This window comes from Kluyvera sp., from assembly GCF_047971185.1.
In the GTDB taxonomy this organism is placed as follows: Bacteria; Pseudomonadota; Gammaproteobacteria; order Enterobacterales; family Enterobacteriaceae; genus Kluyvera.
This window is the reverse complement of the sequence record NZ_JBKDZH010000032.1, coordinates 1-25559: the sequence shown is the minus strand read 5'-3', so window position 1 is coordinate 25559 and position 25559 is coordinate 1. Positions and strand designations below refer to the sequence as shown.

General features: G+C 57.7%; 30 protein-coding genes. 8 read left to right on the top strand and 22 right to left on the bottom strand.

The genetic code is table 11. The features are described 5' to 3' along the window. Positions 1 to 3 precede the first annotated feature (3 nt). The 19 genes from ACK5JN_RS07730 to ACK5JN_RS07640 form a co-directional block, all read right to left on the bottom strand. Positions 4 to 981, bottom strand: coding sequence for a TRAP transporter substrate-binding protein (locus tag ACK5JN_RS07730; protein WP_416869617.1), 978 nt, complete (start codon positions 979 to 981; stop codon positions 4 to 6). 355 nt (positions 982 to 1336) lie between these two features. Next, positions 1337 to 2860: a diguanylate cyclase gene (locus ACK5JN_RS07725; RefSeq protein ID WP_416869616.1), complete on the bottom strand. Its 1524-nt coding sequence runs from the start codon at positions 2858 to 2860 to the stop codon at positions 1337 to 1339. A 590-nt stretch (positions 2861 to 3450) separates the two neighbouring features. Next, positions 3451 to 3780 carry a DMT family transporter gene (locus ACK5JN_RS07720; RefSeq protein ID WP_416869615.1) on the bottom strand — a complete coding sequence of 110 codons (330 nt, stop codon included), beginning with the start codon at positions 3778 to 3780 and terminating at the stop codon, positions 3451 to 3453. A 17-nt stretch (positions 3781 to 3797) separates the two neighbouring features. Then, entirely contained in the window at positions 3798 to 4208 is a 411-nt protein-coding gene (locus ACK5JN_RS07715; protein ID WP_416869614.1) for a DMT family transporter, read from the bottom strand. A 19-nt stretch (positions 4209 to 4227) separates the two neighbouring features. Next, positions 4228 to 4908, bottom strand: coding sequence for a hypothetical protein (locus ACK5JN_RS07710; RefSeq protein ID WP_416869716.1), 681 nt, complete (start codon positions 4906 to 4908; stop codon positions 4228 to 4230). Positions 4909 to 4919: 11 nt separating this feature from the next. Next, complete coding sequence (locus ACK5JN_RS07705) at positions 4920 to 5540, bottom strand: phosphate propanoyltransferase (protein WP_416869613.1); 621 nt, start codon at positions 5538 to 5540, stop codon at positions 4920 to 4922. Continuing rightward, complete coding sequence (locus ACK5JN_RS07700; protein ID WP_416869612.1) at positions 5537 to 5950, bottom strand: BMC domain-containing protein; 414 nt, start codon at positions 5948 to 5950, stop codon at positions 5537 to 5539. The genes ACK5JN_RS07705 and ACK5JN_RS07700 overlap by 4 nt, the downstream gene beginning before the upstream one ends. A gap of 11 nt (positions 5951 to 5961) precedes the next feature. Then, entirely contained in the window at positions 5962 to 6909 is a 948-nt protein-coding gene (gene cutD, locus ACK5JN_RS07695) for a choline TMA-lyase-activating enzyme (protein WP_416869611.1), read from the bottom strand. Positions 6910 to 6960: 51 nt separating this feature from the next. Continuing rightward, positions 6961 to 10347 (bottom strand): choline trimethylamine-lyase, encoded by a 3387-nt coding sequence (gene cutC, locus ACK5JN_RS07690; protein ID WP_416869610.1) that lies wholly within the window; start codon positions 10345 to 10347, stop codon positions 6961 to 6963. 25 nt (positions 10348 to 10372) lie between these two features. Beyond that, positions 10373 to 11527: a 1-propanol dehydrogenase PduQ gene (locus tag ACK5JN_RS07685; protein ID WP_416869609.1), complete on the bottom strand. Its 1155-nt coding sequence runs from the start codon at positions 11525 to 11527 to the stop codon at positions 10373 to 10375. A 15-nt stretch (positions 11528 to 11542) separates the two neighbouring features. Continuing rightward, positions 11543 to 11800, bottom strand: coding sequence for a EutN/CcmL family microcompartment protein (locus tag ACK5JN_RS07680; RefSeq protein ID WP_416869608.1), 258 nt, complete (start codon positions 11798 to 11800; stop codon positions 11543 to 11545). A gap of 26 nt (positions 11801 to 11826) precedes the next feature. Further along, entirely contained in the window at positions 11827 to 13419 is a 1593-nt protein-coding gene (locus tag ACK5JN_RS07675; RefSeq protein WP_416869607.1) for an acetaldehyde dehydrogenase (acetylating), read from the bottom strand. 53 nt (positions 13420 to 13472) lie between these two features. Further along, positions 13473 to 13751: a BMC domain-containing protein gene (locus tag ACK5JN_RS07670; protein ID WP_015585230.1), complete on the bottom strand. Its 279-nt coding sequence runs from the start codon at positions 13749 to 13751 to the stop codon at positions 13473 to 13475. A gap of 14 nt (positions 13752 to 13765) precedes the next feature. After that, positions 13766 to 14050 carry a BMC domain-containing protein gene (locus ACK5JN_RS07665; protein ID WP_006821084.1) on the bottom strand — a complete coding sequence of 95 codons (285 nt, stop codon included), beginning with the start codon at positions 14048 to 14050 and terminating at the stop codon, positions 13766 to 13768. Positions 14051 to 14066: 16 nt separating this feature from the next. Then, positions 14067 to 14345 (bottom strand): BMC domain-containing protein, encoded by a 279-nt coding sequence (locus ACK5JN_RS07660; RefSeq protein WP_001540796.1) that lies wholly within the window; start codon positions 14343 to 14345, stop codon positions 14067 to 14069. Positions 14346 to 14893: 548 nt separating this feature from the next. Next, on the bottom strand, positions 14894 to 15412 hold the full coding sequence (locus ACK5JN_RS07655) for a FidL-like protein (protein ID WP_416869606.1): 519 nt from the start codon (positions 15410 to 15412) through the stop codon (positions 14894 to 14896). Further along, entirely contained in the window at positions 15412 to 16200 is a 789-nt protein-coding gene (locus tag ACK5JN_RS07650) for a winged helix-turn-helix domain-containing protein (protein ID WP_416869605.1), read from the bottom strand. The genes ACK5JN_RS07655 and ACK5JN_RS07650 overlap by 1 nt, the downstream gene beginning before the upstream one ends. A 19-nt stretch (positions 16201 to 16219) precedes the next feature. Further along, positions 16220 to 16786, bottom strand: coding sequence for a TetR/AcrR family transcriptional regulator (locus tag ACK5JN_RS07645; RefSeq protein WP_416869604.1), 567 nt, complete (start codon positions 16784 to 16786; stop codon positions 16220 to 16222). A 188-nt stretch (positions 16787 to 16974) separates the two neighbouring features. After that, positions 16975 to 17379 carry a Spy/CpxP family protein refolding chaperone gene (locus ACK5JN_RS07640; protein WP_416869603.1) on the bottom strand — a complete coding sequence of 135 codons (405 nt, stop codon included), beginning with the start codon at positions 17377 to 17379 and terminating at the stop codon, positions 16975 to 16977. A 412-nt stretch (positions 17380 to 17791) separates the two neighbouring features. On the opposite strand from ACK5JN_RS07640, the gene ACK5JN_RS07635 reads away from it, so the two are divergent. From ACK5JN_RS07635 to ACK5JN_RS07620, 4 genes are read left to right on the top strand one after another with little or no spacing between them, the layout of a single operon-like run. Beyond that, positions 17792 to 18619 (top strand): ABC transporter substrate-binding protein, encoded by an 828-nt coding sequence (locus ACK5JN_RS07635; protein WP_416869602.1) that lies wholly within the window; start codon positions 17792 to 17794, stop codon positions 18617 to 18619. A 1-nt stretch (position 18620) separates the two neighbouring features. Then, complete coding sequence (locus tag ACK5JN_RS07630) at positions 18621 to 19439, top strand: amino acid ABC transporter ATP-binding protein (RefSeq protein ID WP_416869601.1); 819 nt, start codon at positions 18621 to 18623, stop codon at positions 19437 to 19439. After that, positions 19439 to 20221 (top strand): amino acid ABC transporter permease, encoded by a 783-nt coding sequence (locus ACK5JN_RS07625; RefSeq protein WP_416869715.1) that lies wholly within the window; start codon positions 19439 to 19441, stop codon positions 20219 to 20221. Before ACK5JN_RS07630 ends, ACK5JN_RS07625 begins: the two co-directional genes overlap by 1 nt. Continuing rightward, positions 20211 to 20891, top strand: a complete 681-nt coding sequence (locus tag ACK5JN_RS07620) for an amino acid ABC transporter permease (RefSeq protein WP_416869600.1) — start codon at positions 20211 to 20213, stop codon at positions 20889 to 20891. Before ACK5JN_RS07625 ends, ACK5JN_RS07620 begins: the two co-directional genes overlap by 11 nt. 48 nt (positions 20892 to 20939) lie before the next feature. Here the strand turns inward: ACK5JN_RS07620 and ACK5JN_RS07615 are convergent, their stop codons facing one another. After that, positions 20940 to 21167 carry a YccJ family protein gene (locus ACK5JN_RS07615; RefSeq protein WP_416869599.1) on the bottom strand — a complete coding sequence of 76 codons (228 nt, stop codon included), beginning with the start codon at positions 21165 to 21167 and terminating at the stop codon, positions 20940 to 20942. A 16-nt stretch (positions 21168 to 21183) separates the two neighbouring features. Next, a complete protein-coding gene (wrbA, locus tag ACK5JN_RS07610) occupies positions 21184 to 21789 on the bottom strand; it encodes an NAD(P)H:quinone oxidoreductase (protein ID WP_416869598.1) in 606 nt (201 codons plus the stop codon). Between the two features lie 287 nt (positions 21790 to 22076). Between wrbA and ACK5JN_RS07605 the strand changes: the two genes are divergently transcribed. The 3 genes from ACK5JN_RS07605 to rutR all read left to right on the top strand — a co-directional run bounded on the left by ACK5JN_RS07605 (position 22077) and on the right by rutR (position 23560). Continuing rightward, complete coding sequence (locus tag ACK5JN_RS07605) at positions 22077 to 22379, top strand: hypothetical protein (RefSeq protein ID WP_416869597.1); 303 nt, start codon at positions 22077 to 22079, stop codon at positions 22377 to 22379. Positions 22380 to 22626: 247 nt separating this feature from the next. After that, on the top strand, positions 22627 to 22803 hold the full coding sequence (locus ACK5JN_RS07600; protein WP_416869596.1) for a general stress protein: 177 nt from the start codon (positions 22627 to 22629) through the stop codon (positions 22801 to 22803). Between the two features lie 118 nt (positions 22804 to 22921). After that, positions 22922 to 23560, top strand: coding sequence for an HTH-type transcriptional regulator RutR (rutR, locus tag ACK5JN_RS07595; RefSeq protein ID WP_416869595.1), 639 nt, complete (start codon positions 22922 to 22924; stop codon positions 23558 to 23560). Here rutR and ACK5JN_RS07590 read toward each other — a convergent pair. Next, positions 23557 to 23952 carry a lysozyme inhibitor LprI family protein gene (locus tag ACK5JN_RS07590; protein WP_416869594.1) on the bottom strand — a complete coding sequence of 132 codons (396 nt, stop codon included), beginning with the start codon at positions 23950 to 23952 and terminating at the stop codon, positions 23557 to 23559. The genes rutR and ACK5JN_RS07590 overlap by 4 nt on opposite strands. 198 nt (positions 23953 to 24150) lie before the next feature. Here ACK5JN_RS07590 and ACK5JN_RS07585 point away from each other — a divergent pair, with 198 nt between their 5' ends. Beyond that, on the top strand, positions 24151 to 25491 hold the full coding sequence (locus tag ACK5JN_RS07585; protein ID WP_416869593.1) for an MATE family efflux transporter: 1341 nt from the start codon (positions 24151 to 24153) through the stop codon (positions 25489 to 25491). The last annotated feature ends 68 nt before the right edge of the window (positions 25492 to 25559 follow it).

The window sequence follows — 25559 nt, the reverse complement described above, 5'->3', positions numbered from 1 at the left end:
GTATTACTTCACATCCTGAATTTTCTTGATCAGATCCTGGTGGTCTTTACCGTATTTATCGCGCACGGATTGAGTGGCGTTATAAAAATATTCGGTATCGATATTATGGAACTGAACGCCGTTGGCCTTCATGGTTTCAAGAGATTTTTCGTTATAGGCTTGCCACAGCTCGCGCTGTTCGGCCTGGGCTTCTTTGGCGAGCTTGAGAATTAATTCCTGATCTTCTTTTTTCAGCTTATCCCATTTTGGTTTAGAGAATAAAAACAGTTCAGGAATAATAAAGTGTTTACTCCAGGTATAGTTTTTCGCTACCGGTAAATAGTTATGAGCGACAAACGTTGGCGGGTTATTTTCAGTCCCGTCAATCACCCCGGTCTGCATACCGCTGAAGACCTCGCTGGTGCCCATCGCCACGGCGTTAGCGCCCATCGCCTTCAGCGTATCCAGCGCCACCGGGCTGGTCTGCACGCGAATTTTCATGCCTTTCAGATCGTCCGGTTTGGCGACCGGCTGTTTGGTGATGAGGTTACGGGTGCCGGCATCCATCCAGCCGAGGAACACCAGCCGCGATTTGCTGTTACCGGTCAGACGGTCGCCAATTTCCTGGCCAATCATGCCGTCCAGCACCTGGTGCATATGGTTTTCATCACGGAAAATATAGGGCAGAGTGAAGACGTTGATCTCCGGCAGAATGGCGGCAACCGGCGCCATGGAGACGCGGATGATATCAATCGCGCCGAGCTGCGCCTGCTCAATCATCTGCTTTTCATCCCCCAGCACGCCGCCGGGGAAGGTTTTAATATCCAGCCGTCCCTGGGTGGCGCTGCTGAGTTTTTCACCCATATGCTTCACCGCCACCACGTTGGGATAATCTGCCGGGTGGACGTCCGCGGCGCGCAGCGTTTGGGCGAGGGTTGAACCCGCCGTCAGTAATAACGTCGAACCAATACACAGACTTAACAGGGTTTTCGTCAGCTTCATGTTCCTTCTCCAGACACTTATTAATATCCATTAATACGAATAAAAGAGTAATAACCGTCCGAGGTTAAAAGACGGCGAATAATGACTTTAACGATGTTAGGTTAATTGGTGTAACAAGTTATTTCGACGACGACGTTCACAAAAAGACATTCAATTTATCAATAACTGGCACGATGTTTCAAAGTTGTCGTAGGGATCGGCTTATTGATAAAAAGAAAGGTAAGGAGCGGCTTATGGTGTGATTGTAATCACTGTTTAGTGTTTTACTAAAAATAAAACAATAAAACCTGCTACAAATACGTAATAGAAAAATACGATATTAATAGCAGGCTATTTTAGGGAAACGCGGATACGATCAGGCGTACGCCTCCGCGCCGTCAACGATGCGATTCTTGCCGCCGTGTTTGGCTTCATATAGCCGTCTGTCGGCCTGAATCAGCGTATCTTCCACGCTCATAGTGCCTTTTGTCGCGATACCGCCGCTAAAGGTTACGCGCAGGTTGGCTTCACGGAAGCGCCGCTGTTCGCAGGCGACGCGCCAGCGCTCAAGGAACGCTCGCGATTCCTCCATGCCCATGTTCTGAAATAGCACCGCGATCTCTTCGCCGCCGTAGCGGTAGAGCGTAATGTTATCCAGCCCGCGCAGGCGTAGCCCGATATCGGATACGGTTTTGAGCACCATATCACCCACCGCGTGACCGTAGGTGTCATTGATAGCCTTGAAGTTATCAATATCGACGATCGCCAGGCGTAGATCGCTGGACTGCTGCAGGAATTCAATATCGTTGTCAAAAGCCCGCCGATTTTTCAGCTCGGTTAAGCCATCGGTTAGCGCTTCGTTTTTAATCGTCTCCTGCTGCACGCTGGTGTTGTGGATCTCTTCATACAGCAGCACCTCCGCGGCTTTTTGTTCAATTGAACCGTTGCGGATGCCGTTAGCGATACGAATGTACAGCGCGTTGAGGGACAGCCGCACCATCCACCAACACACCAATAGCGCCAGCAGGGCAAAGATCAGGCAGTAAATGACGTTCAGGCTGCGGGTGAGCACCAGCGAGTTTAAATCGCGATTGTGTACCTCATGCACCAGAATCCAGTCGGTATCGCCAATGGCGCTGTAGAAATACCATTTGTCGGTGTCGGGTAGGTAAAAGTAAGGGTTCGGGTGATTCTGTCTGCGCGCCACTTCGGCCAGCGCCAGCGGATTGATGGCCCCGTCCTCGCTGGCTATCAGCTTACCGTTAACATCAGTGATCCACTTCTTGCCCGGTAGCGGAGAGCGTGCGGAGCTGAGGATGTCGGTTGTGGACTCCCGATTCAGGCGCACCGCCAGCACGCCAAGCTTTTTCCCATCCTCGCCGTTAATCAGCGCTTTTGACAACGTGAGGGTACTGATACCGTTATCAAAAATATCCCGGCTGCTGGTGTAGTGCGTGCTATCGAAATCATCGCGAATGGCTTCGGTGAACCAGATCTTATCGCGTGGATCGAGCTCTTTTTGGGTGTGCTCGTTCAGCACCACGTTGGGCAGGCGCACGAAGCGCCCCTCAAGATCGGCATAAACCAGTGAACGGGTGTCAGGCATGGTGTTGTAGCGTTCAAATAACCAGTGGCGGAGCACGTCATCCCCGCGAATCTTCCCCTGGGTATGGCTGGCAAGCTGCCTGATGGTTTCATCCAGTATGCTCTCATAGCCGGCAAGATACTTCTCGGTATAGGAGGCCAGATTTTGCAGGTAGCGCAAATTCTGCCGTTGCGAGGTCGTTTTGACCTCATGCCACTGAATGGCCAGCACCGAAGCGCAGGCGATCGAGAGAACAATAGCCGTTATCAGGAAGCAGGTATTGATGGGACGGCGGAAATTCAGGTTCCGGATCACAGCTTTCTCCAAAAGCAAAAACGATAATTCCATTCGTGCAAGAACAATATTTTATTCGTTCAATGAATGCATTAACCAGGGCGGAAAGACTATTTTCCGCTTCTTCTATGTAGATTGATGGGGCCGCGAGAATACGGCCATTTATTAACGGTGGCGAATGTTACAACCTGTAAATATCATTGTCAAAGGCGATTGAACTAATTCCTATTGATCGTTCAAACCGATCGTAAGTGATATTTATGATAAGCCAGGCGAGAACGATCGATATCCAATTATTGATTGGTGAAAACGATCTTTTATTACCTTGTTGAGTGTTGCTGATTCTTTTTAAAACAGTGAGTTATCTTGTTTTTTAGTGCGAGGTTAAATTCTATTTCGTTATAAATTAAAACTATAAAAAATGAATTTATTTCATCGATGATGATGTTGCGCAAGAATGTTTCGTCGGATTTACATATTGCCGTCAATGATTTTTTTGGGGAAGGATAAATTCCGAATTAATAGGAAGTGTTGTTTCCTTTATGTGCTGGGAATAATTGAGGAGGGTAATGCGGTAATGGCCTTCCCGCAGAAGGGAAGGCCGGGGAATATTACATGCCGGAGAAGACGTTCATAATAATGCCGCCGCTGATGATCAGCAGCATGGCGAAGATAGCCGGGAGGTCGGGCTTCTGCTTATAGAGGATCATCGAGCAGATGGTGACCCCCACGATGCCAAAACCGCACCACAGCGAGTAGGCTACGCCGACCGGGATGGTGCTCATGGCGCGAGTCAGCGCGAAATAGCACAGCGCGTAGGCGCAAACGACCAGTACCGACGGGCCCAGCTTACTGAAACCATTTGTTTTTTTGATCATCGAGGTGCCGGTGATTTCGGAGCCGATAGACAGCGCCAGCCATAAAAATCCGAGATTAAACATGAGCGATTCCTTTTGCGTTAGTTGGCGATATTTTTATCAAGGGTGGAAACCGGCGTCGGCGGCGTCTCTTCCGCCTCCTCGTGACCCATTTTTGAGAACAGGTTCATGATAACGATGCCGCTGGCGATGATCGCCATGCCGATAATCGCGGCGGTATCCGGATGCTGCCCGTAGAAGGCCATGCCCAGCGTCGAGACCACCAGAATGCCGGTTCCCGACCAGGTGGCATAGGCCAGACCGACCGGGATATCTTTCACCGCGCGGGAGAGCGAGTAGTAGCAGATGCAGTAAAGCACCACGATCAGCGCCAGCAGCAGGGTTTTGGTCATCCCTTCGCTGGAGTCGAACATCTTAAGCGTTGAGGTGGCCGAGGTTTCAGACAGGATAACCAGCAGCATCCATAGCCAGCATTTTGTTTTTGAAGACATATCTACACTCCAGGGTGTGTTATCGAGGTAAGGTTATTTTTTTCTGTGCTTTCATAAAATCGACGGCGGCATCGGTCAGCAGCGCATCGGGTGAATCGGCCAAACCGGGATTATTCACGATATCTGTGACGGTCAGATAACGCCGCGCGCTTTCACCGGCGGCCTGCGGCTTCGCGCTAATTGCCAGCCTGTCCAGCAGCTCGTTCAGCGTGCCGAGCGTCACGCCGCAGGCTGCCAGCCGCTCCAGCGTTGCGCTGGCCTGCGCCGCATAGCCCGGATGCGCGACGCCGCGCAGCGCGTTCAGCTCGCTGTGGGGGTCACAAAGATAGCGCAGCGCCAGCACCGGAATGCCCGCCAGCAGCGCGTCGTGCACCCTTTGAGCCACCGGGCTGTGCAGCGTACCGTTGAGCAGATCGTGTGCCAGCGGGACGTCGAGAAACGGCAGCAGCAGCGCCTTGTAGGGCGCGGAGGGTAACGCATGCTGCCAGATCTCCGCAGGCTGCGCTTCGCCGAGGGCCAGCCAGCGCTCAGCGTCATGCAGGTTGCCGTCCAGCGCCAGATGCAGCCGCTCACCGCAGCGCGCCAGACGCTGGCAAATCTCATGGCGATACCCCTCCGCCGCCGTTACCATCACCAGCACCGGTGGCTGTATGCGTTGGAGGATGTACGCCACCAGGCGCTCGGTCTGTTGCTCGGTCATCATGGCCTCCGTTAACGAATCAGCGTGACCTGCGCGCCGTTTTTCAACCCGGCGGCGTTGGCCTCTTCGGTATCGATGTGGAACTCAAGGGCGAAATCTTCGCGCACCCGCACCACCACTTCATCAAACGTTAGCTGGCGCTCGCCGTGGCTGCACACGCGCACCTTCTGGCCGTTGCTGACGTTCAGCTGGCGGGCGTCCTGCGGCGACATATGAATGTGCCGCCAGGCGCAGATCACCTGTGAATGTAGCTCAACGTGGCCTTTCGGCCCGACCAGCAGCGCGCTGCCCGCGTTCTCCAGCTGGCCGGATTCGCGGACCGGCGCTTGAATGCCCAGCGCGAAACAGTCGGCGCGCGACACTTCCAGCTGGGTGGTCGGGCGAGTGGGGCCGAGCACGCGCACGTGGGTGAGCGAACCTTTCGGGCCCACAATCGTCACGCACTCCTCGGCGGCAAACTGCCCGGGCTGGCGCAGCGGCTTAAACGGCGTCAGCGCATAGCCTTTGCCGAACAGCGCCTCAACGTCCGGCTGCGACAGATGCACGTGACGGTTAGAGATGCCGACCGGGATGGCGGGCGCAGACTCGGTCAGCCGGGCGGTGATTTTTTCCTGTAGCACGGCGTCAATCATGCCTTTTTCCCTTTCTTGTTGGCGGCGTTTTTCTCATCAATGGCCGGTGCCGGCGCAGCGGGCTGAGCCTCCGTGGCGGGGGCCGCGACGACGGGTTCGGACACGGTGGCGGCCGGGACGGCGGCGCGCGGCGGGTGGCCCTTCAGGTTGCTGAGGGCATCCACCACGCAGCGTTCCGGGCGGGCAATCACCAGCGATGTGGCCTGCGGGTCGCTGGCTTTGGCCACCGCGACGCCGCGCTCAACGGCGGTATGAATCGCGCTGATCTCGCCTTCAAAGCAGACGCTCACCAGCCCTGAACCCACCTTGCGATAGCCGATACAGGCCACGCCCGCGGCTTTACAGGCGGCGTCGACGGCCTGAACGGCGGCGACTAATCCTCGTGTTTCAATGACGCCTAAACTTTTCATTATCGGCTCCTTTAATGACGAACTAAGCGAATATCAAAATCAAACTGGGCGAAGAAATCTTCGAGCTTATTCAGCTCTTCCACGCTGTAGGTCGGGTCCTGGAGAATCGGGTAGGGCATTTCCAGACGCTCGTATTTTTTGCGCCCCAGCTGGTGGTACGGCAGCATATCGATACGGCGAATATTGCCGCGCTTCGCCAGCTTCTGGACGTAGTCGATGGCCCCGGTAATGGCTTCCCACGAATCGTTATAGCCGCGCACCAGCGGCATACGCACAATCACATTGGCACCGGAATCGACCAGCCACTCCAGGTTGCGGCGTACCCCTTCATTGCCAATGCCGAACAGTGTCTTGTGGTGATCGCTGTCGATCTGCTTGATGTCGAACAAGAAGGTGTCGGTCACTGGCGCCAGCTTCTGGTAGTTCGCCAGCGGGGTGGTGCCCTGGGTCTCTATGGCGGTGTTGATCATCATTTTTTTGCATTCGCTGAACAGGGCGACGGCAAAGTCGGTTTGCAGACTCATCTCACCGCCGCCGATGGTCACGCCGCCGCCGGAGGAAATGTAAAAGTCATAGTCCTGCATGATGATGTCCATCAGTTCGCTGACGGTGACGTCTTTGCCCATAATATCCAGCGCGTGCTGGGTACAGATTTCTTCACACTTGCGGCAGCCAATGCAGTCTTTGTTGCGGTTGACGAAGTGCTTCATGGCACCGTTTTCTTCCGCGCGATAGTGAATGCCTGCCGGGCAGACGCTGACGCAGTCGCCGCAGTTAATGCATTTATCCTGCGAGAACATCACCTGAAACTGGCTGCTCAACCCTTTCGGATTGGCGCACCACGGGCAGCGAATATTGCAGCCTTTGAAAAACACCAGCGTGCGGATACCGTCACCGTCGTAGATGGAGTATTTCTGGATGTTAAAAATGCGCCCGGTTAATTCTGTCGTTGCTGTCACGCTTGCCTCCTGAAAACACTGGACTTCCTTGTCCTGCTGCGGTCCGTCTTATCAGAACTTCTCAATCACCGTACGGCTGATGATCTCGTCCTGAACTTCCTTACATAATTCAACGAAATAGGCGCTATAGCCCGCGACGCGGACGATCAGGTCGCGGTATTTCTCCGGCTCCTGCTGCGCTTTTTTCAGCACCTCGTTATCGACGTAGCTGAACTGCATCTGGCCGTTGCCCAGAATCGACGCGGTGCGCAGCAGCGTAATCAGACCGTGGCGGCCTTCCGGGGTATCCAGCAGCCCCTGCAGGAACTTGAAGTTGTGCACCATGCCGATGTTCATGGTTTCAACGTTCATTTTGCTTACCGACTTGATGATCGCCGTTGGGCCTTGCTTATCCGCGCCCTGGGTCGGGCTGATACCGTCAGACAGCGGCATCCATGCCAGACGACCGTTCGGCGTGGCGTTGGTCAGCTCGCCGATCGGCGTGTTGTTGGAGATCGATAGGGTGCCGTGGCTCAGGGTGGAGTAGAGCATCTTGTACTTACGGCACTCGCGCTCGGTCCATTCGGTGATATCCAGCGCGTACTGGTCAACGTAGTTGTCATCGTTGCCGTACTTCGGCGCGTTCAGGCAGTCGCGGCGCAGCGCTTCAAAGCCTTCAAAGTTCGCCAGCATCGCGTCGCGCATCTGCTCGAGGGTGTATTTCTTATCCTCGAACACCAGTTTGCGGATCGCGGCCATGGAGTCGACGTAGGTCGCCAGACCGGAGAAAATCAGCCCCGGGCCGTGGTTGACCATCGCGCCGCCCGCCGACACGTCTTTGCCTTTTTCCATACAGCCTTCCACCAGCAGCGACATCAGCGGTTTCGGCGCCACGTCGCGGTGTACGCGCTGGCTGATAACCGTGCCGATGGCCGACAGGCGGACGATATGGGCAATCTGTTTTTTCACCGCCGCGTCAAACGCGTCGAAGGTGTGCAGATCTCGCAGGTCGCCGGTGTCCAGACCCTGATAGCTATCGAACAGCACCATGCGGCCACGGTTTAAAACGAACTCGATGGCAATCGGCCACTGGGTATAGCCGGTAGAGGTCCACTGGTAGATGCGGCCCGATTTCTGCGGTTCCACGCAGCCCATCAGGCAGTAGTCGCGGGCGTCTTCAAAATCGAAGCCTTTACGCAGCATCATCTTGATGTGTGAATCATCGAAGTGACAGGCCGGGAAGCCCATGCCCGCTTTCACCACGTCGACGATTTTTTCCATGTACTTCTGCGGCGACTGGTTGTGAATACGGCAGGCCAGCGACGGTTGATACACCTTCACAAAGCGCACGGCGTCCATAATCAGATAGGTCAGGTCGTTACAGGCGTCGCCGCCGGAACGCTTCTGACCGCCGACGGTCAGGTTGATAAACGGCTGGTAGCCAGCGAAATATTTCGCCCCCAGCTCGCTGGACATCCACATCAGTTCGGCGCACTTGATGATGAACGCCTGCACCAGCTCCAGCGCGGCGTCGTGGGTCAGGCGGCCTTCGCGGATATCGGCTTCAAACATCGGGTAGCAGTACTGGTCAACGCGGCCCAGCGACAGGCCGGTCTGGTTCTCTTCGATTTCAAACAGTGATTCCACCGTCCAGATGCTTTGCAGTGCTTCCTGTAAGGTTTTCGGCGGATTGGCCGGAACGTTCTGGTTCACTTCCGCAATGGTCAGCAGCTCGGCGCGACGCTGAGGATTCTGCTCCTGCGCTGCCAGTTCACGGGCGCGGGCGGCGATGCGGTGGGCGTAGTTAACCACCCCTTCGCAGGTTTCAATCGCCGCCTTGTAGTAGTAAATGCGGTCGATATCGTCCGGATTCTCCATGCTCAGACAGGCAAGATGCGCCTCGGCGTCGGCTTTAATGCCGTTCATGCCTTTGGTGAACAGCAGCACGTCGTAGCCCGGGCAGGTATCGCCGCCGCCGTTGATCTGGTGGTAGGAGAGGTCGCTGACGAAGGTTTCGCCGCTGAACGCCCAGACGCCGGCTTCGCGGTACTGCGCTTCGCAGATCTCATCCAGCGAGCGGCCTTCCCAGAACGGCACGATCTCTTCGCGGATGGTTTTTTTGTCTTCTTCGCTGATCTCAAACGGATCCTGCGGGCGGGTACTCATGGTATCCAGCTCGTCGCGCACCCAGCGCCAGGCGATATCCGGCGAGAAGGCCCCGGCGCGCGGCTTGCCGCACGGATGGCCGACGATCAGCTCGTCGTCCTGAATCAGAATCGGCGCGGTTTCGCAGGCGTGGCGGAAGGCTTTGGCGCGCAGCAGAATGGTCGGCATGCCCGGGTTGGCTTTCACCACTTCGGTAAAGGCCAGCGCGCGGTAGATGGAGACGCTCGGGCGCACGGTCAGATAGTGGTTGCGCAGGCGCTGCATGCGCGGCGTCAGCCCTTCAACGCTGGCGGTTTCACAACTGGCGGCGAACGGTGCGGCGGCGACTTTCTGCTCGCCGCTGAACAGACGCACCGGGAGGTGCAGGGCGCTAAGGTTTTGCTGCGCGCTGAGGAACATGGCGGAGAGTTCATTGATACGCGCGTTTTCCAGGCTCGCGCCGTGGAGCAGGGCGTCGAACATCGGATAACCGTCAACCGCGCAGGCGGCGCGAACTTCACTCAGCTCCGCCAGCTTGAACCACAGGCATTCGACGATCTCGTAGGCCTGCGCTTCGGTCAGGGTGCCGTTGGCGATATCGTGCTGATAGTACGGCAGCAGCGCCTTGTCGGCCCCTTCCGGGTTGACCGCGTAGCTGCCGTTGTCCAGCTGGAGCGCCAGCTGGAACAGGTAAAACGCCTGGCAGGCCTCTTTAAAGCTGCGCGCCGGATGTGCCGGAACGTGGTGCAGAATGGCGGCGCTGTCGAGCAGCTCGGCCTTGCGGTAGGCGTTGGTTTCTGCGGCGGCGAGCTGTTCGGCGCTGTTGGCCAGATTCTGCGCCAGCGCCATCAGCGCATCGCAGGCGTAAATGGCGGCGCGGCAGCCGTTCACTTCATCTATGCCGCTGCGGCTGACCGCGCTGCCCAGCGTACGGGTTTTCTCTTCCAACTGGTGTTTAATCGCCAGCACGCCTTTTTCCACCACCAGCTTGTAGTCCGGGGAGTCGAGGTCGCTGTTCAGATTCAGGAACTGAAATGCAGAAGGGCGGCGCGCGGCGCTTTCATCGTGGAAAATCGCGCCGTGCGGCTTGCGGGTCTGGTTGCCGACGATCAGCTCATCGGCGCTGATGGTCAGCGGCAGCTGGCGCATCAGTTCATAGAAGCGGCGCGCCGGTTTCACCGCGGCAGGAACGCCGGCGATATCGCCATCCAGCGCGCTCAGCACGGCGGCGTGCTCGGTACACAGGGTACTTTTTTGCGAGAGTAAACGTTCAGCCAGCACTTTGACGCGCGGCGTTAAGCTGTAGTGTGCCATAGGTAAGGTTCTCCAGTTCTTGTTCTCAGCGGCAGTGGGCGGCGTTGCCGCGCCACGCCTGGCGATAGAGTTCGGTTAGCGCCTGCGCGTCGGGCGCACGCGGGTTGGTTGGCGTGCAGCCATCGCGCAGCGCCTGGCCAACCATCTCTGTCAGCCGTTGTTCGAAATCGGCCGCATCGACGCCGGTGGCGCAAATGCCCGCAGGCATCTGCATCTCTTCTTTCAGCGTCTCGATGGCGACCAGCAGGCTGGTAACGCCTTCGCGCGGGCTGCTCGCCGGCAGATCCAGCAGGTGGGCCAGCCGGGCGTACTTGCGCGCCGCGGCGGTGTCGCACTGGCCCTGATAGTCGGCGTTCCAGGCCACCACGGCCCCCATCAGCAGGGCGTTGGCGCGGCCATGGGGCACGCGGAATACGCCGCCCAGCGCGTGGGCGAGGCTGTGGGTGATGCCGAGCGACGCGTTGGTAAACGCCATACCCGCCATGCAGGAAGCGTTGTGCATTTTTTCCCGCGCCAGCAGGTCGTGGCCGTTGCGCCAGCAGGTGGGCAGATAGCCAAACACCTGCTGCACCACTTTCTCGGCCAGCGCGTCGGAAAAGTCGCTGGCGGCGGTAGAGACGTAGGCCTCCAGCGCGTGGCATAGCACGTCCATCCCGGTATCGGCGGTGATGGCGGGCGGCACCGAAGCCACCAGCGTAGGATCGAGGATGGCGATATCCGGCAGCAGCGACGGGTCGACCAGCACCAGTTTTTCCGCGTGGGCCTTCACCACCGAAAAGCTGGTGACTTCCGAGCCGGTACCGCTGGTGGTGGGGATCGCCACAAACTGCGGGCGTTGGCGGCCTGCGTCCGGACGGGTTTGCGCCAGGGCGAAAATAACCGCTTTGGCGGCGTCAATCACCGAACCGCCGCCCAACGCGACGACCAGATCCGGCGCGCAGCTGTCCATCTGCTTCATACCGCGCACCACCGTGGCGATATCCGGGTCGGCCACCACGTCGTCCCAGATCTGGATGTCGATACCGCGCTGACGCAGGATGTCGGTGACCCGGGAGGCGAGGCCAAACTTAACCATCGCCTGGTCGGTGACCAGCAGCGCGCGCTGAGCGGGCACGTCGTTCAGGGCGGCAAGGGCGTCCTGACCAAAACGGATCCGGGGTTTCAGCAAAAATTCACTCATTGGGTTATTCACTCCTCAGGCGTCCCGAAAGACGTTCTCGACAATGGCAACCACCGACATCGCCTTGTAACGATCCTTGTTAAGCGCGAAGTACTCTTCCGCCAGCACCACATCGTGCATGCCTGCGCCGACGCTATCGACGGCCACCCAGGTACGGTTCTTCATGAGCTGCTGGTCGTCATCCAGCTGGGTTATCATCAGCAGGTTGCTGCCGCGTAGCTCATCGCATTTCTGCGTGGCGACGACATGTCCGGTTACCTTTGCGAGAATCATCGTTTTTATCGCCTTATATCAATGCGTTACTTGCCTAAGCGCTCAAGCACCTGGCGGATGACGCGCTCCACGTTTTGTTCGCTGATGTCGCCTTCGACGTCCGCCGTCGCGCTGGCGAAGCGGTTATCGCTCGCGGCGCTGGCCGGGGTCGGAGCAGGGGAGGTGAAGCGCGCGTCGTCGAGGATGCTGCGGCGCGGATCGACCGACTGGCTGGCGATGGTCGGCTGCGGCTCGACGCGGCTACCCGGTGCGCGAAGCTCGTCGATAGAGCGCACGCCGTAGCCCACTTTGCGGACGTTCAGCAGGTTCATCGGCCCGACGTTATCGGAGCTGGAGCCGCCGCCGACCGCACCGCAGCCCAGCGTCAACGCGGGAGAGATGTTGGTGGTCGCGCCAATGCCGCCAAGCGCCGCCGGGGTGTTAATCAGAATGCGGTTCACCGGTTTTTCGAGGCAGAACTGGCGAATCACGTCCTGGTTACGGGTGTGGATCACCAGCGTATGGCCGAGGCCTTCGTTGGTCAGCAGCTCCATCACGCGGTGACAGGCCGCCTTCCAGTCCTCTTCCACGTACAGACCCAGTACCGGGCACAGCTTTTCGCGGGAGTAGGGGTTGGTATGTGAAACGGTGGTCTGCTCGGCAATCAGCACGCGGGTGCTGGCCGGGACGCAGAAGCCCGCCATCTGGCTTAAATAGAGCGCCGTTTTGCCCACCACTTTCGGGTTGATGGTGCCGTTCGGGCGCAGCAGCAGGGCCGCCATCTTCGCCGCTTCACCTTCGTTCATAAAGTACGCGCCCTGGGCTTCCAGCTCGCGGTGAACGTCGTCGTAAATGCAGCGTTCGACGATGATCGACTGCTCAGAGGCGCAGATCACGCCGTTATCGAAGGTTTTACTGGTGATGATATCTTTCACCGCGTGGTGAATATCGGCGCTGCGCTCGATAAACGCCGGGCCGTTACCCGGGCCGCCGCTGATGGTTGGGGTGCCGGAGGCGTAGGCCGCGCGCACCATGCCTTCACCGCCGGTTGCCAGAATCAGCGACACGTCTTTGCTGTGCATCAGCTCGGAGGTGGCTTCCAGCGTCAGCTCAGTGATGCCGTCGACGATTCCCTCCGGGGCACCTGCGGCCTCGGCCGCGCGTTTCACAATCTCGATGGCCTTCCAGCTGCACTGACGCGCCCCCGGATGCGGCGAGAAGATAATCGCGTTACCGGCCTTCAGGGCAATCAGCGTTTTGTAGATAACCGTCGAGGTCGGGTTGGTTGACGGCACCAGCGCGCAGATCACGCCGAGCGGCACGCCCACGTCCATCACCTTTTTTTCTTGATCGTCATGAATGATGCCGACGGTCTTCATATCTTTGATGGCGTCGTAAACGCGCAGCGAGGCAAAACGGTTCTTCAGGACTTTATCCTGCCAGTTGCCGAAGCCGGTCTCTTCCGCGGCCATTTTCGCCAGCGCTTCGGCGTGGTGCGCCGCTTCCTGGGCCACGTTCTTCACGATGGCGTCGATTTGCTGCTGCGAAAAGGTGGCCATTACCGCTTGCGCTTTTTTGGCGTTGCGCACCAGCTCTCGCGCGTTCTGGCGAGAGAGCAAATCGGTATCCAGTTCAATCATGAGTCTATCCTTCATCAGACGAAAAGAGTGCAGACGGGGCGCGCCCTGTCAGGTCATGCTTTATGCTGCGACGCGATTTTTTCGATATCGTTGTGCGGGCGTGCAATCACGCGGGAGGTGACCACTTCACCGATGCGTTTTGCCGCTTCGACGCCGGAGTCCACCGCGGCGTTGACCGCGCCGACGTCGCCTTTCACCATCGCGGTGACCAGCCCGGAACCGACGTTTTCATAGCCAATCAGTTCAACGTTGGCGGCTTTACACATCGCATCTGCCGCTTCAATGCAGGCCACCAGGCCTTTGGTTTCGATTAAGCCAAGCGCTTCTTTCATCATGTTCTCTCCGGTTATTCGGCAATTTTGTAGTGAGCGACAATCTTGTTGATGTCGTTATGCGGGCGGGCGATAACCAGAGAGGTCACCACTTCGCCAATGCGCTGCGCGGACTCAACGCCGGAATCCACCGCCGCTTTCACCGCGCCGACGTCGCCTTTCACCATCGCGGTGACCAGCCCGGAGCCGACGTTTTCATAGCCAATCAGTTCCACGTTGGCGGCTTTACACATCGCATCCGCCGCTTCGATACAGGCCACCAGACCTTTGGTTTCAATCAGACCTAATGCATCACCCATTTGCGTTCTCCTGGCCTTAAGCCTTGTGTTTAATGACGATTTTGTTGATGTCGTTATGCGGACGCGCAATGACCAGCGACGTCACCACTTCCCCGATGCGCTGCGCGGACTCGACGCCGGAATCCACCGCCGCCTTCACCGCGCCGACGTCGCCTTTCACCATCGCGGTGACCAGGCCGGAGCCGACGTTTTCATAGCCAATCAGCTCGACGTTAGCGGCTTTACACATCGCATCCGCTGCCTCAATGCAGGCCACCAGACCTTTGGTTTCGATAAGCCCTAATGCATCACCCATGGCTGTCTCCTCAGAACAGGTTGTGATTTAAGGAAAACCGGCCGTGTCACGGCGTTAACCCACGGCTGCGGCGTTCGAAAGTCACTATAGGGGCTGATTGCTGTGGTGGAACTTAAATCTGATTGTTTGATGTATTTAGGATATAGCTCTGACATTTAGTCTTTTTAGTCGTCATTTTTATCTATATATGCTGATTTTCTGGGGTGGATTTGGTCTTCGATAAGGCTGCGTTGAGTGGTTTTTTTCGTCGCGCGGGAAATGTTTTTTAATTGTTAAATCATTACAGGAAAGGGGTAACATAGTGCGGGGCGAAGTGTAGCAAGGCTCAGGTTTTATCACCCAGCCTAAACGCAAAAAATGCGCTTTTTAGCCGATGAATCGGTGAGGCCAAACGCGCATGCGCGGCAGATCACAGTTTGCCGCTGGGGTTGAACGACTGGAGGACAAGCGATGTTGAGCGGCTTGAATCATTTGACGCTGGCGGTGAGTGATCTGGCAGCCTGTCGGGAACGTCCCTACAAAGGGATGGTCTTTTTTGATTAACGGCGTTAGTTCAGCTTACTGCCGGATTTCAACGTGCAAATCCACAGCGGCGAGTTGATGGAGCTGAGCAGTATGGCCTTCTCGTTAAGCTTTTGGGCGTTGAGGAACAGCCCGTCGTGGCTGTCGGACATCTCGCGCATAAAGTAATCGAAAATCACGTTCGGCGATTCGTCAATGGAGGAGGCGCTCGACGCCCACTGGCTGATGCGGTAGTGGCGTTCGGTGGCGGAAATCCGCTTGCTGCTGTAGGTAAACTTGACGTAGCGTTGTAGGTACAGCCAGCCGGCGGCGGAGTCGGTATACCCTTCGACCACCATCGAGCCCTTACCGTGCGCGCCGAAGTTGAAGTGGATGTTGCCGTTGACGTTTTCTTTATCCATGTTCTCAAAGCGCATGATGCCTTTGGTGGAGCAGCTCATCATTCCCGCGTGGTCGTCAGGCAGCAGCCGCCAGGCGCTGAACGCCGCGGCGAGGATAAACACCAGAACGCAAAGGGCAAAGAACGTACGCGGCGCGAGTCTCATTACGGCTTCCAGGAGTAGTAAAAGTAGTTATCGCAGTAGCTGAACGGATTATCCTCGTGCATGGCGCAGTGGGCGAGGAACACGCGCCCCAGACCGTTGGTTTCCAGCCGATCGCCGTAGAAGAAGAGAAAACGTTCGCCCGGTTTACAGGCCACGTTCAGCCGCTGGCGCACCTCATCGAAGTTTTTGCCGTAGGCTTCGCCGCTGACCGAACGCAGCATTTCATCGCTGGCCAGCAGCTCGCACTGGCTATGGCTGATGCGGGTTAGCGCGATAGGCCGCGTTTCCGTCACGCCCACCAGGCTGAACGCCACCAGCAGCAGCGCAATGGCCAGCAGGCAGGCCCCGGCCATGTACCAGCACATCCCGCGGGCGTGGGCGCTACGCGGGGCGACCGCTTCGGGTTCTACGGGCGCTGGCTCGGCAACGATGTCCGGCGGCAAGACGGGCGGCGCGTCGTCCAGCGGTTCGATAATGACGTCGGGGTTGCGCTGTAAATAGCCGCGCGAGACGCTGACGATAATGTTATCGACGCCGTAGTGACGAAAAGTTTTGCGCAGCATGCTGAGATACTGATTGAGGTTGCTGTTGGATGAGGTCAGGCCGTTGTCATCCCACACCTTTTTCAGGACATCCTCGCGGCTGACAACCTCGCTATGGCGCAGAAAATAGTTAAACAGGGCGCTGGCGGTGAGGGATAGCTGGCTGTCCGGTTCATCGCTTTGCGGCAGCGTCAGGGTGCCGTCGGTGGCATCATAGATAAAACGGGCATTGATGTTGTAGCGCATCGCGGCCTCAGTCCGTGCTTCACGCGGGAAGCGTCATCTTATTAAGCGAGTCAACCAGCGCGCGGCGGTGGTCGGCGCTCATGGTGATCCCTTCCGTCAGCTCCGACAGCCAGATGCCGTCGGCGGCGTAGCGCACCAGCGTACCGGTGGGGCTGTTATCCAGCTCGTCGCCCTGCGCCAGTTTTTCCAGCATCCAGTCGCGCCAGCACTTGCGCAGCACCGGCTCATCGGGCATGGCCAGCGACAGCACCATCAGCTGGCGGCTTTCGTGGGTATCCGTCAGGTCAGCCAGATAGTTCAGATAGGCGCGGGTAAACCGGCCATAGCTCACGCCGTCCTGCTGCATCAGCGCGGTGATGGCCTCTTCCATAATCGCCAGTAGGCGGGCGAACAGGGCGAAGATCAGCGCCTGTTTGTTCGGAAAATGGTGAATCAGTCCCCCTTTGCTGACGCCAGCCTCGCGGGCAACGGCGTTGAGCGACAGGGCGGCGATGCCGTCGCGACCGGCAATCATCGCGGCAGATTCCAGCAGCTGCTGATGTAAACGGACCGGGTCTTTTTTGCGGTGTTGGGGCTCTATATTCATGGCCGGATCATACCGACCAGACGGTATGATTATTTTTGACGGCGATCAAGGCGCACGGAATGTCCATGGATTGAATGCGGGTAATGCGTGAGAGGTCACAATTTATCGTATGAATAAGACATTGTATTGTCGGCCATAAACGGCGCATCACATCGCGGCGGGGGCCCGCCGCGTGAACGGAAACGACGTTACTCTGCTGCCGCCTGCGCCAGGTCGTTCTGCACCTGCTTGCGCTGTTCCGGGGTCAGTACCTGACTTAAATCAAAGTAGTATTTCACCTTGTAGTAGCGCACCTGCTGATCAACCTTGCTGAAGGCGGTGAGCTGCTGCTTGACGGCGGCGTCGTTCCATTTGCCGGACTGAATCATGTCGATAATGACGCCGTCTTTGACATCTTTCATCGAGATACCTTCCACGTTTTTCTCCAGCTGCTGGTGCAGAGTCTGGATTTTCGCCACCTGGGCATCGCTCAGCTTCAGATGCTGAACAATCGGGTCCTGCGCCGGTGCCGGTGCGGTCGTAGCGGCCTGAGCGCTAAAGGCGGCGCCAGCCAGCGTGGCAACCAGTAATGCAGTGCGGGTAAATTTGATCATTGTCTTCTATCCGTTAAGCAAGCAAATACGTCCGCCGTTGGGCGGTGTTAATGGGGAAACCCCTAAGCTTTTAGCGGACTTATCATAGGGCGGCGACGGTGGATGACGCTTGCGGATTGTTGTGTCAGCGGGTAACCATCCGCAACAATCCCCTTACGAAATCATATTTTCTGCTGCGGAGAACCCCTCCCATCACAGCAAAAAATGGCGGCCAAAGGAAATGCGAAAACAGGCTTAGCATTGCCATTTTCCGGCAAATGTAGCCAGATTCGGCCTTATTTTACCTTTAGATAACAAACAGTAACGTTAAATCCCTTTTCGTTATAAGGAATAAGCAATGGTTATTTGTTCCGGCGAAGCGGCTGTGGGAGCGTAAAAAGACAAAACAAAAACAGGGGTATCAAGAATGGCAATGGCAAAACAAAAACAGACGTTCACACGGCTCGCGCTGCTGGTTGGCCTGGCGGCCGCCGGGTTGAGTACTTTCACCGCGCAGGCTGACCAACTGGCGGACATTAAGGCGAAAGGGGTGGTGAAAGTCGCCACCTTCGACGCCAACCCGCCGTTTGGTTCGGTCGATGCGAAAACGCATGAACTGGTCGGCTATGACGTCGATTTCGCCAAAGCGCTGGCCAAATCGCTCGGCGTTAAGCTGGAGCTGGTGGCGACGAACCCGGCGAACCGCATTCCGCTGCTGCAGTCCGGTAAGGCGGATCTGATCGTGGCGGATATCACCATCACCCCGGAACGTGCGCAGGTGATTGATTTCTCCACGCCGTATTTTGTGACCGGGCAGCAGTTCCTGGTGCCGGCGAACGGCGGCGATAAGCTCGACGACTACAGCAAAGCGCGCATCGGCGCGGTGAAGGGCACCACCGGCGAGCAGACGCTGCATCAGCGCTTCCCGCAGGCGCGGGTGCTCTCCTATGACGATATTCCGCTGGCGCTGACCGCGCTGCGTAACGGCAACGTGCAGGCGATCACTCAGGACAGCACTATTCTGGCCGGCCTGCTGGGCGAAGCGCCGGATAAAGCCAAATTTAAAATTCTGCCGGACCTGCTGAGCAAAGAAGAAATTGGCGTCGGCGTGAAGAAAGGTGAACCGGCGCTGCTGAAAGCCGTCAACGACGAGCTGGTGGCGCTGGAGAAATCCGGCGAGGCGGCGAAAATCTACGATGTCTGGTTTGGTCCCGCTACCAAAGCCCCGCAGCCGCGTTCATTTACCATAGAAGCAAAATAAGATGCTGTCGGCTTTATTCTCTCATTCCGCGGCAAAGGCCGCGGATTTTTCACATCTACAGAACGCCAGCGTGGAGTTCCGTCAGGTGGTGAAAAATTATGGTAGCCATCGGGTGCTGAACGGCATTGATCTGACGATTAACCCCGGTGAAGTGGTGGCGATCCTTGGGCCTTCCGGTTCGGGAAAATCGACGCTGATTCGGCTTATCAATCAGCTGGAAAATCTGAGCGGCGGCGAGATTCTGGTGGACGGCAAACCGACCCGCCAGCTGAGCGGCAAAGCGCTGCGTCAGCTGCGCAGCCGCATTGGCTTTGTTTTCCAGCAGTTTAATCTTTACGCCCACCTGACGGCGGCGCAGAACATCATGCTGGCGTTGCAGTCAGTACACGGCTGGACGCGGGATGCCGCGCAGGAACGCGCGCTGGCGCTGCTGCATAAAGTCGGGCTGGCGGAAAAGGCCGACGCGATGCCCTCGCAGCTCTCCGGCGGCCAGCAGCAGCGGGTGGCGATCGCCCGGGCGCTGGCCTCATCGCCGCAAATCATCCTGTTTGATGAACCCACCTCCGCGCTGGATCCCGAAACCATCGGCGAAGTGCTACAGGTGATGCAGTCGCTGGCGCACAGCGGGATCACCATGATCGTGGTGACGCATGAAATGCAGTTCGCCCGCGAAATTGCCGATCGGGTGGTGTTTATCGATGGCGGAGAGGTGCTGGAAATCGCGCCGCCGACGGCGTTCTTCGCCCGGCCGCAGCATCCGCGCGCGGTGCGTTTTTTGCAGAAGGTTCTCGACCCGCTGCATCAGGAGCGGAGCGCGTGATGATACCTTTTGACTGGCAGGGGGTGCTCAGCGGGCAGCCCCTGCAATGGATCCTCTCCGGCTTTCTGACCACCCTGTGGGTGACGATCGCCGGGATGGCGCTGGCCAGTGTGCTGGCAGCGCTGTTTCTGCTGCTGCGGCTGGCGGGCGGGCGCGTGGGGCAGGGCATCACCGCCTGCTGGGTGTCGCTGTTTCGCAATACCCCGCTGCTGGTCCAGCTGCTGTTCTGGTACTTTGCCGCGTGGAATTTTTTGCCGCTCGGGCTGCGGGATTTTGTCAACGATGCGCACGACTGGTCGATTCTGCCGGGCAACGTCTGGTGGCTGACGCCGGAGTTTCTCTGCTCCGCGTGGGGGCTTGGCGTCTTTACCTCGGCGTTTCTGATTGAGGAAGTGGCGGCGGGGCTGCACAGCGTGCCGAACGGGCAGCGGGAAGCGGCGCTGGCGCAGGGGTTTTCGACCGCCGGGCTGCTGCGCCACGTGCTGCTACCGCAGGCGCTCGCTAACGCCTGGCAGCCGGTGGTGGGGCAGTATCTCAACCTGATGAAACTGTCGTCGCTGGCGAGCGGCATTGGCTTTGCCGAGCTGACCTATCAGGTGCGGCAGATCGAGAGCTATAACGCGCACGCGCTGGAGGCCTTTGCCGTCGGCACCGTGCTGTATCTGTTCACCGGCGTGGCGCTTGGCCTGCTGCTGAACCGCCTTGGTCCAACGCCGGTCGGGCAGGCGAAGCGGCGGGGCCCGCTCGCGGGCGCGCAGGGGGGGATCCAGCATGAACGCTAATCTGGCGGTGATTGTTGATAACCTCGACTATCTGCTGTGGGGGCGACTTGCCGACGGTGAACCGGGCGGCGTAGCGCTGACGCTGATGATGGCGCTGGGGGCCGGGGCGCTGGCGCTGCCGGGCGGCATTTTGCTGGCCTGCGCGGCATGGCGTTTTCCCGGTGTGGTGCGTCGCGTGTTGTATCTGTGGGCTGAAATTATTCGCGGTATCCCGCTGATTTTCGTGATCTTCTGGCTGTGGTATCTGTTGCCTATGCTGACCGGCAGTGATTTGCCCGGTGCGGTCACGGTGACCTTAGCGCTGGCGTGGTTTACCGCCGCCTCGGTGATGCACTCCGTGCTGGCCGGGCTGCGGGCGCTGCCCGGCGGGCAGTATGAAGCGGCGCTCACTCAGGGATTCAGCGCGGGCCAGAGTCTGCGGCAGGTGCTGCTCCCGCAAACCCTGCGTAACGTGCTGCCGTCGCTGGTGGGCATTTTTATCGGCCTGCTGAAAGACACCTCGCTGGCCTTTATCGTCAACGTGCCGGAGCTGACCACGGTGGCGGGGCAGGTCAATAACCGGGTGCAAATCTACCCGACGGCGATCTTCGTGTTTATCGGCGTGGTCTACTATGTGCTCTGTTTCGGGCTGGAAAGGGTGGCGAAAGGCTGGCAGCGGCGGGTGGCATAACGACAACGCCGACGCCGGGAGACCGGCGTCGGCGTGGGTGGGTTTCAATCAGACGTTTTTACGTTCGATGGTTTGCTCGCCCCAGAACAGCGAGTCTTTATCCGTTTTGCTGAAAGCCAGCTCGAGAACGGCATCGCTGCCTTCTTCCCAGATTTTCTCCGCGACTTTTTCGTCATACTTTGCGAGCTCAAAAATTGCTTCGGCAATTTCCGGTGAGGTATTACGCAAGCTCGCCCATTCACCAATATGATGTGCTTTACCTTGTTGTGTGGGCATCTCTCTTCTCCCTTAATTAGCCTTTGAATTTAACGGCCAGGCCCGCGACGTATTCGCCCTGGTAGCGGGCAATCGCCAGCTCTTCCTCGCTTGGCTGACGTGAACCGTCGCCGCCAGCAATGGTGGTCGCGCCGTACGGAGTACCGCCGCGCACCTGCGAAATATCAAACAGCTCTTGCGCCGCATAGCCAATCGGCACGATCACCATGCCGTGGTGGGCAAGCGTAGTCCAGGTGGAGGTGATGGTCTGCTCCTGGCCGCCGCCGGTACCGGTTGAGCTAAACACGCTGGCCAGTTTGCCGTACAACGCGCCGGACGCCCACAGGCCCCCGGTCTGGTCGAGGAAGGTGCGCATTTGTCCGGCCATATTGCCGAAACGGGTTGGCGTACCGAAAATAATCGCGTCGTAATCGGCCAGCTCTTGCGGGGTGGCGACCGGAGCGGTCTGCGCTTTACCGCCCGCTTTGGCAAACGCTTCAGCTTGCATGGTTTCTGGTACACGCTTGATGACCACATCGACGCCATCAACTTTATTTGCGCCTTCGGCAACGGCTTTAGCCATCGTTTCAATGTGTCCGTACATCGAATAATAGAGCACCAGAACACTTGCATTTCCACTCATCTTAACTCTCCTGTGTCAAATTCGTTGGTTACGTAACAAGCTCCATTAAGCATAGCCCGTGCTGGCAGATTCGCTGCATCGTGCCAGCAATAAATCACCAGTCTGACGTGGCTGCTGATTTTTTAAACGCCGGTCGCGCGTTTTTTGTGCGCCAGAAGACAAGTTATTAATAACAATGATAAATAATACTGAGCGTTAACTATTTATTTGGTTGATTGTTATCAACGCCGCCCGGGGGCCATTTGGGGAAAATAGGCGCTGGACGGAACAATCACGACGGTAGGTGAATGAACAAACGGATAGGGGCGGCAATATTGATGGGCGCGAGTCTGCTGGCGATGTCGCTGGCCCCCGCGCAGGCGGTAACCCACTACGCACAGATTGCCAAAAAGCGTGTTTATCACGGTTTCGACGTTACGGTCACCCGTACGGGCGACAAGGTGACGGTGAACGGCGCGATGGCAGCGAAAGAAGAATATAATGCCGATGCCGACGTGTTTGTTCACGGGCCGTATCGAGTTGTGTTCCATAAAAGGACGGGCAAGGTCAGACTGATGAAAGAGGGCCGCTATATTGGCGTGCTGAAATAGCGCCTGGAGTGACTGACGCATAATGACACATTTTTTCCCCGCCGATTTTCCCCCGCTATAAGAGTCGATTAGGGCGCCGCGTGGTTGCAGGCGCGCAAAACCTGACGGCAGATATGTCAAAATATGACCAGCTACCGTGCCGCGCCGCCGTGGCGACTACCCTTACTATTACCCGTGTGATATCGCGGGTTATGACGCTCAACGTCTACGTAATGCACGATGTCGTTCTCTCAACTGGAGGTCAGTAATGGCAAACCATCGCGGAGGTTCAGGTAATTTCGCTGAAGACCGGGAAAGAGCATCAGAAGCAGGTCGTAAGGGGGGCCAGCATAGCGGCGGGAACTTTAAAAACGATCCCCAGCGCGCCTCGGAAGCGGGCAAAAAAGGTGGGAAAAACAGCCATGGTAGTCAACGCGGCAGCTAGCTGCGCATGATAACCCCGTGTCTCACCTCACCGCCGGTTATGCCGGCGGTTTCTTTTTCCGGTTGAAGCAGGGCCGCGCTACCCGCAAAATAGGGGAGAAATCACAAGGAGAGGGCGTATGGCTCAGGATGCAGTAAAGAAAAGCGGCAAACGTTCTCAGGCGGTTAGCGCCAAAAAGCAGGCGATTCTCAGCGCCGCGCTCAATACCTTTTCCCAGTATGGGATCCACGGCACGCGGCTCGATCAGGTCGCCGAACTGGCCGGGGTGTCGAAAACCAATCTGCTGTACTATTTCCCGTCGAAAGAGGCGCTGTATGTTGCCGTGATGCAGCAGATCCTTGATATCTGGCTGGCGCCGCTGCGCGCGTTCCGCGAAGATCTGGCGCCGCTGGTGGCGATAAGCGAGTACATTCGTCTCAAGCTTGAAGTGTCGCGGGATTACCCGCAGGCGTCGAAGCTGTTCTGTCTGGAGATGCTCCAGGGGGCGCCGCTGGTGATGGACGAACTGACCGGCGATTTGAAAACGCTGGTGGCCGACAAGTCGGCGGTTATCGCCGCGTGGGTGAATAGCGGTAAGCTGGCCCCCATCGACCCTCACCATCTGATTTTTATGATTTGGGCCACCACTCAGCACTACGCCGACTTCGCCACCCAGGTGGAGGCGGTGACCGGTAAAACGCTGCGCGATGCGGCGTTTTTCCAGCAGACCGTCGAAAACGTCCAGCGGATCATTATCGACGGTATCCGCGTACGCTAGTTGCCCGGCGGCAGAGGGCAGCTCAGGTCGCCCTCTTCGCACTGCAGCAGCGAGGCGAGAAACGCTTCGCGCTCGTTGGTTTTATCGGTCAGGCACTGATTGTTGACCATCGGCTGCACGCTGCCGCCCTCGGTGCTGGAGCTGATAAACGCGCAGTCGGCGTCGCGCAGGGTGATCCACGCACTTTGCGCCTTCTTGAGTAAATCGCGCTGCGCCGGTTCGGCGCGCTTCAGTACGTCCTGCCAGGTTTGATTCAGCTTTTTATCCGCCGCCTGATACTGCGCGGCGCTGCAGGCGTTGAGATCCGCCTGCGTGCTGGCGTTGTCGCACTCGTCCGCCAGCGCGTAGCCGCTGGAAAGTAACAGGGCGAGAGCCGGTAATACAGGTTTCATTGATTCACTCCCAAAGGTGTTCATACAGAGCATAGGCTCAGGATATAACACGATTTTACCCCGGAATCTCCTCCAACCACCGTGCGTTTTTCTGATTTTGAAAGCCAGCGCAATGTTCGGATAGACGCCTTTGGTATAGAAGGTTGATGATCCCGCGTTGGGTGGGTGCGTGGTTTGAAAAAAGGGAGTGGGTCAGCGATGACGGGCACGGAAAGTCAGGTTCGGCTAGGGCTTTTTACTCTGGCATGGCCAATATTTGTCGAGCAGCTGCTGCGACTAATGCTGGGTTACGTCAGCGTTTTTATGCTGGGGCACTATTCGGATGAGGCGGTTGCCGCCACCGGGGGGGCAAACCAGATCCTCGCCATTTCGGTGATTTTCTACGGTTTTCTCACCGTTGGCGTGCAGATAGTGGTGGCCCAGCTGCTGGGGGCGAAGCGCTTTCGCCGCGTGGAGCGGGTGATCACCAACGGGCTGGTGGTGGCATTTCTGATCGGCGTTGCCATGAGCCTGGTGTTTGTGCTGTTTGGCGATGCCTTCCTGCGGATGCTGGGGCTGAGCGACGAGCTGGTAGCGGTCGGCTCGCCGTTTATCCGCATCATCGGCGGTATTTCGGTGATTATCGCCCTGTACTCGTCAATCTTGCCTATTTTGCGCACCCACGGCTTTGTGCGTCAGGCCATGCTGGTGCCGATCACCGTCAGCGTGGTGAACGTGGTGTTTAACTACCTGTTTCTCTACGGCAAGCTCAGTTTTCTTGGGCTGGGCGTCACTGGTGTCGGTATCGCGGTGTGTATTGCTAACGTTATCGGCATGCTGATGTCGGCGTGGATGCTGAAAAAATACATCGGCTACGTTTTTCGCTGGCAGAAGCTCCAGCAGTGTTCGCGCAAAATGCTGGGGGCCATTTTACGCTACGGGCTGCCGTCGGCGGGGGAAAACCTCTCTTACGCTGGGTCGCAGCTGGTAGTGACCGCCATTATCGCTTTTCTTGGCACCGAAGCGCTGACCACCAAGGTCTACGCCTCGACCATCAGCCAGTTTGTGGCGCTGTTTGCGATGTCGATTGGCCAGGCGTCGCAGATTATTATTGGCCGCGCGGTGGGGGCCAGAGAGATAGAGGCCGCCTACCAGCAGGGGGTGAAAAGCTGGCGGCTGGGGCTGCTGGTGGCCTTTTCTATCAGCGTAGTTATCTACCTCCTCGCAGCGCCGATTATGCAGCTCTTTACCCCGAATCAGGAGATTATCGCGCTGACCAAAAAGCTGTTTATGCTGTCGATTTTGCTCGAACTGGGCAGGGCGACCAACATCATCGTCATCAGCAGTCTTAACGCCACCGGCGACGTTCGCTTCCCGTTTATCTGCGGCATTATCGTAATGTGGATTGTCAGCCTGCCATTCTCATATCTGCTGGGCGTCTATATCGGCCTGGGGCTGGTGGGGGTGTGGCTGGCCTACATTATTGATGAAGGGCTGCGGGCGATGCTGATGTACCGCCGCTGGCGCAGCCGGGTGTGGACGACGAAGTCTGTTTTTTAGCCGGTGGGTTCCCGGGGTCGCTTGCGCTCGCCCGGGCTACAAATGTGCAAGAAGGTAGCCCGGGCGAG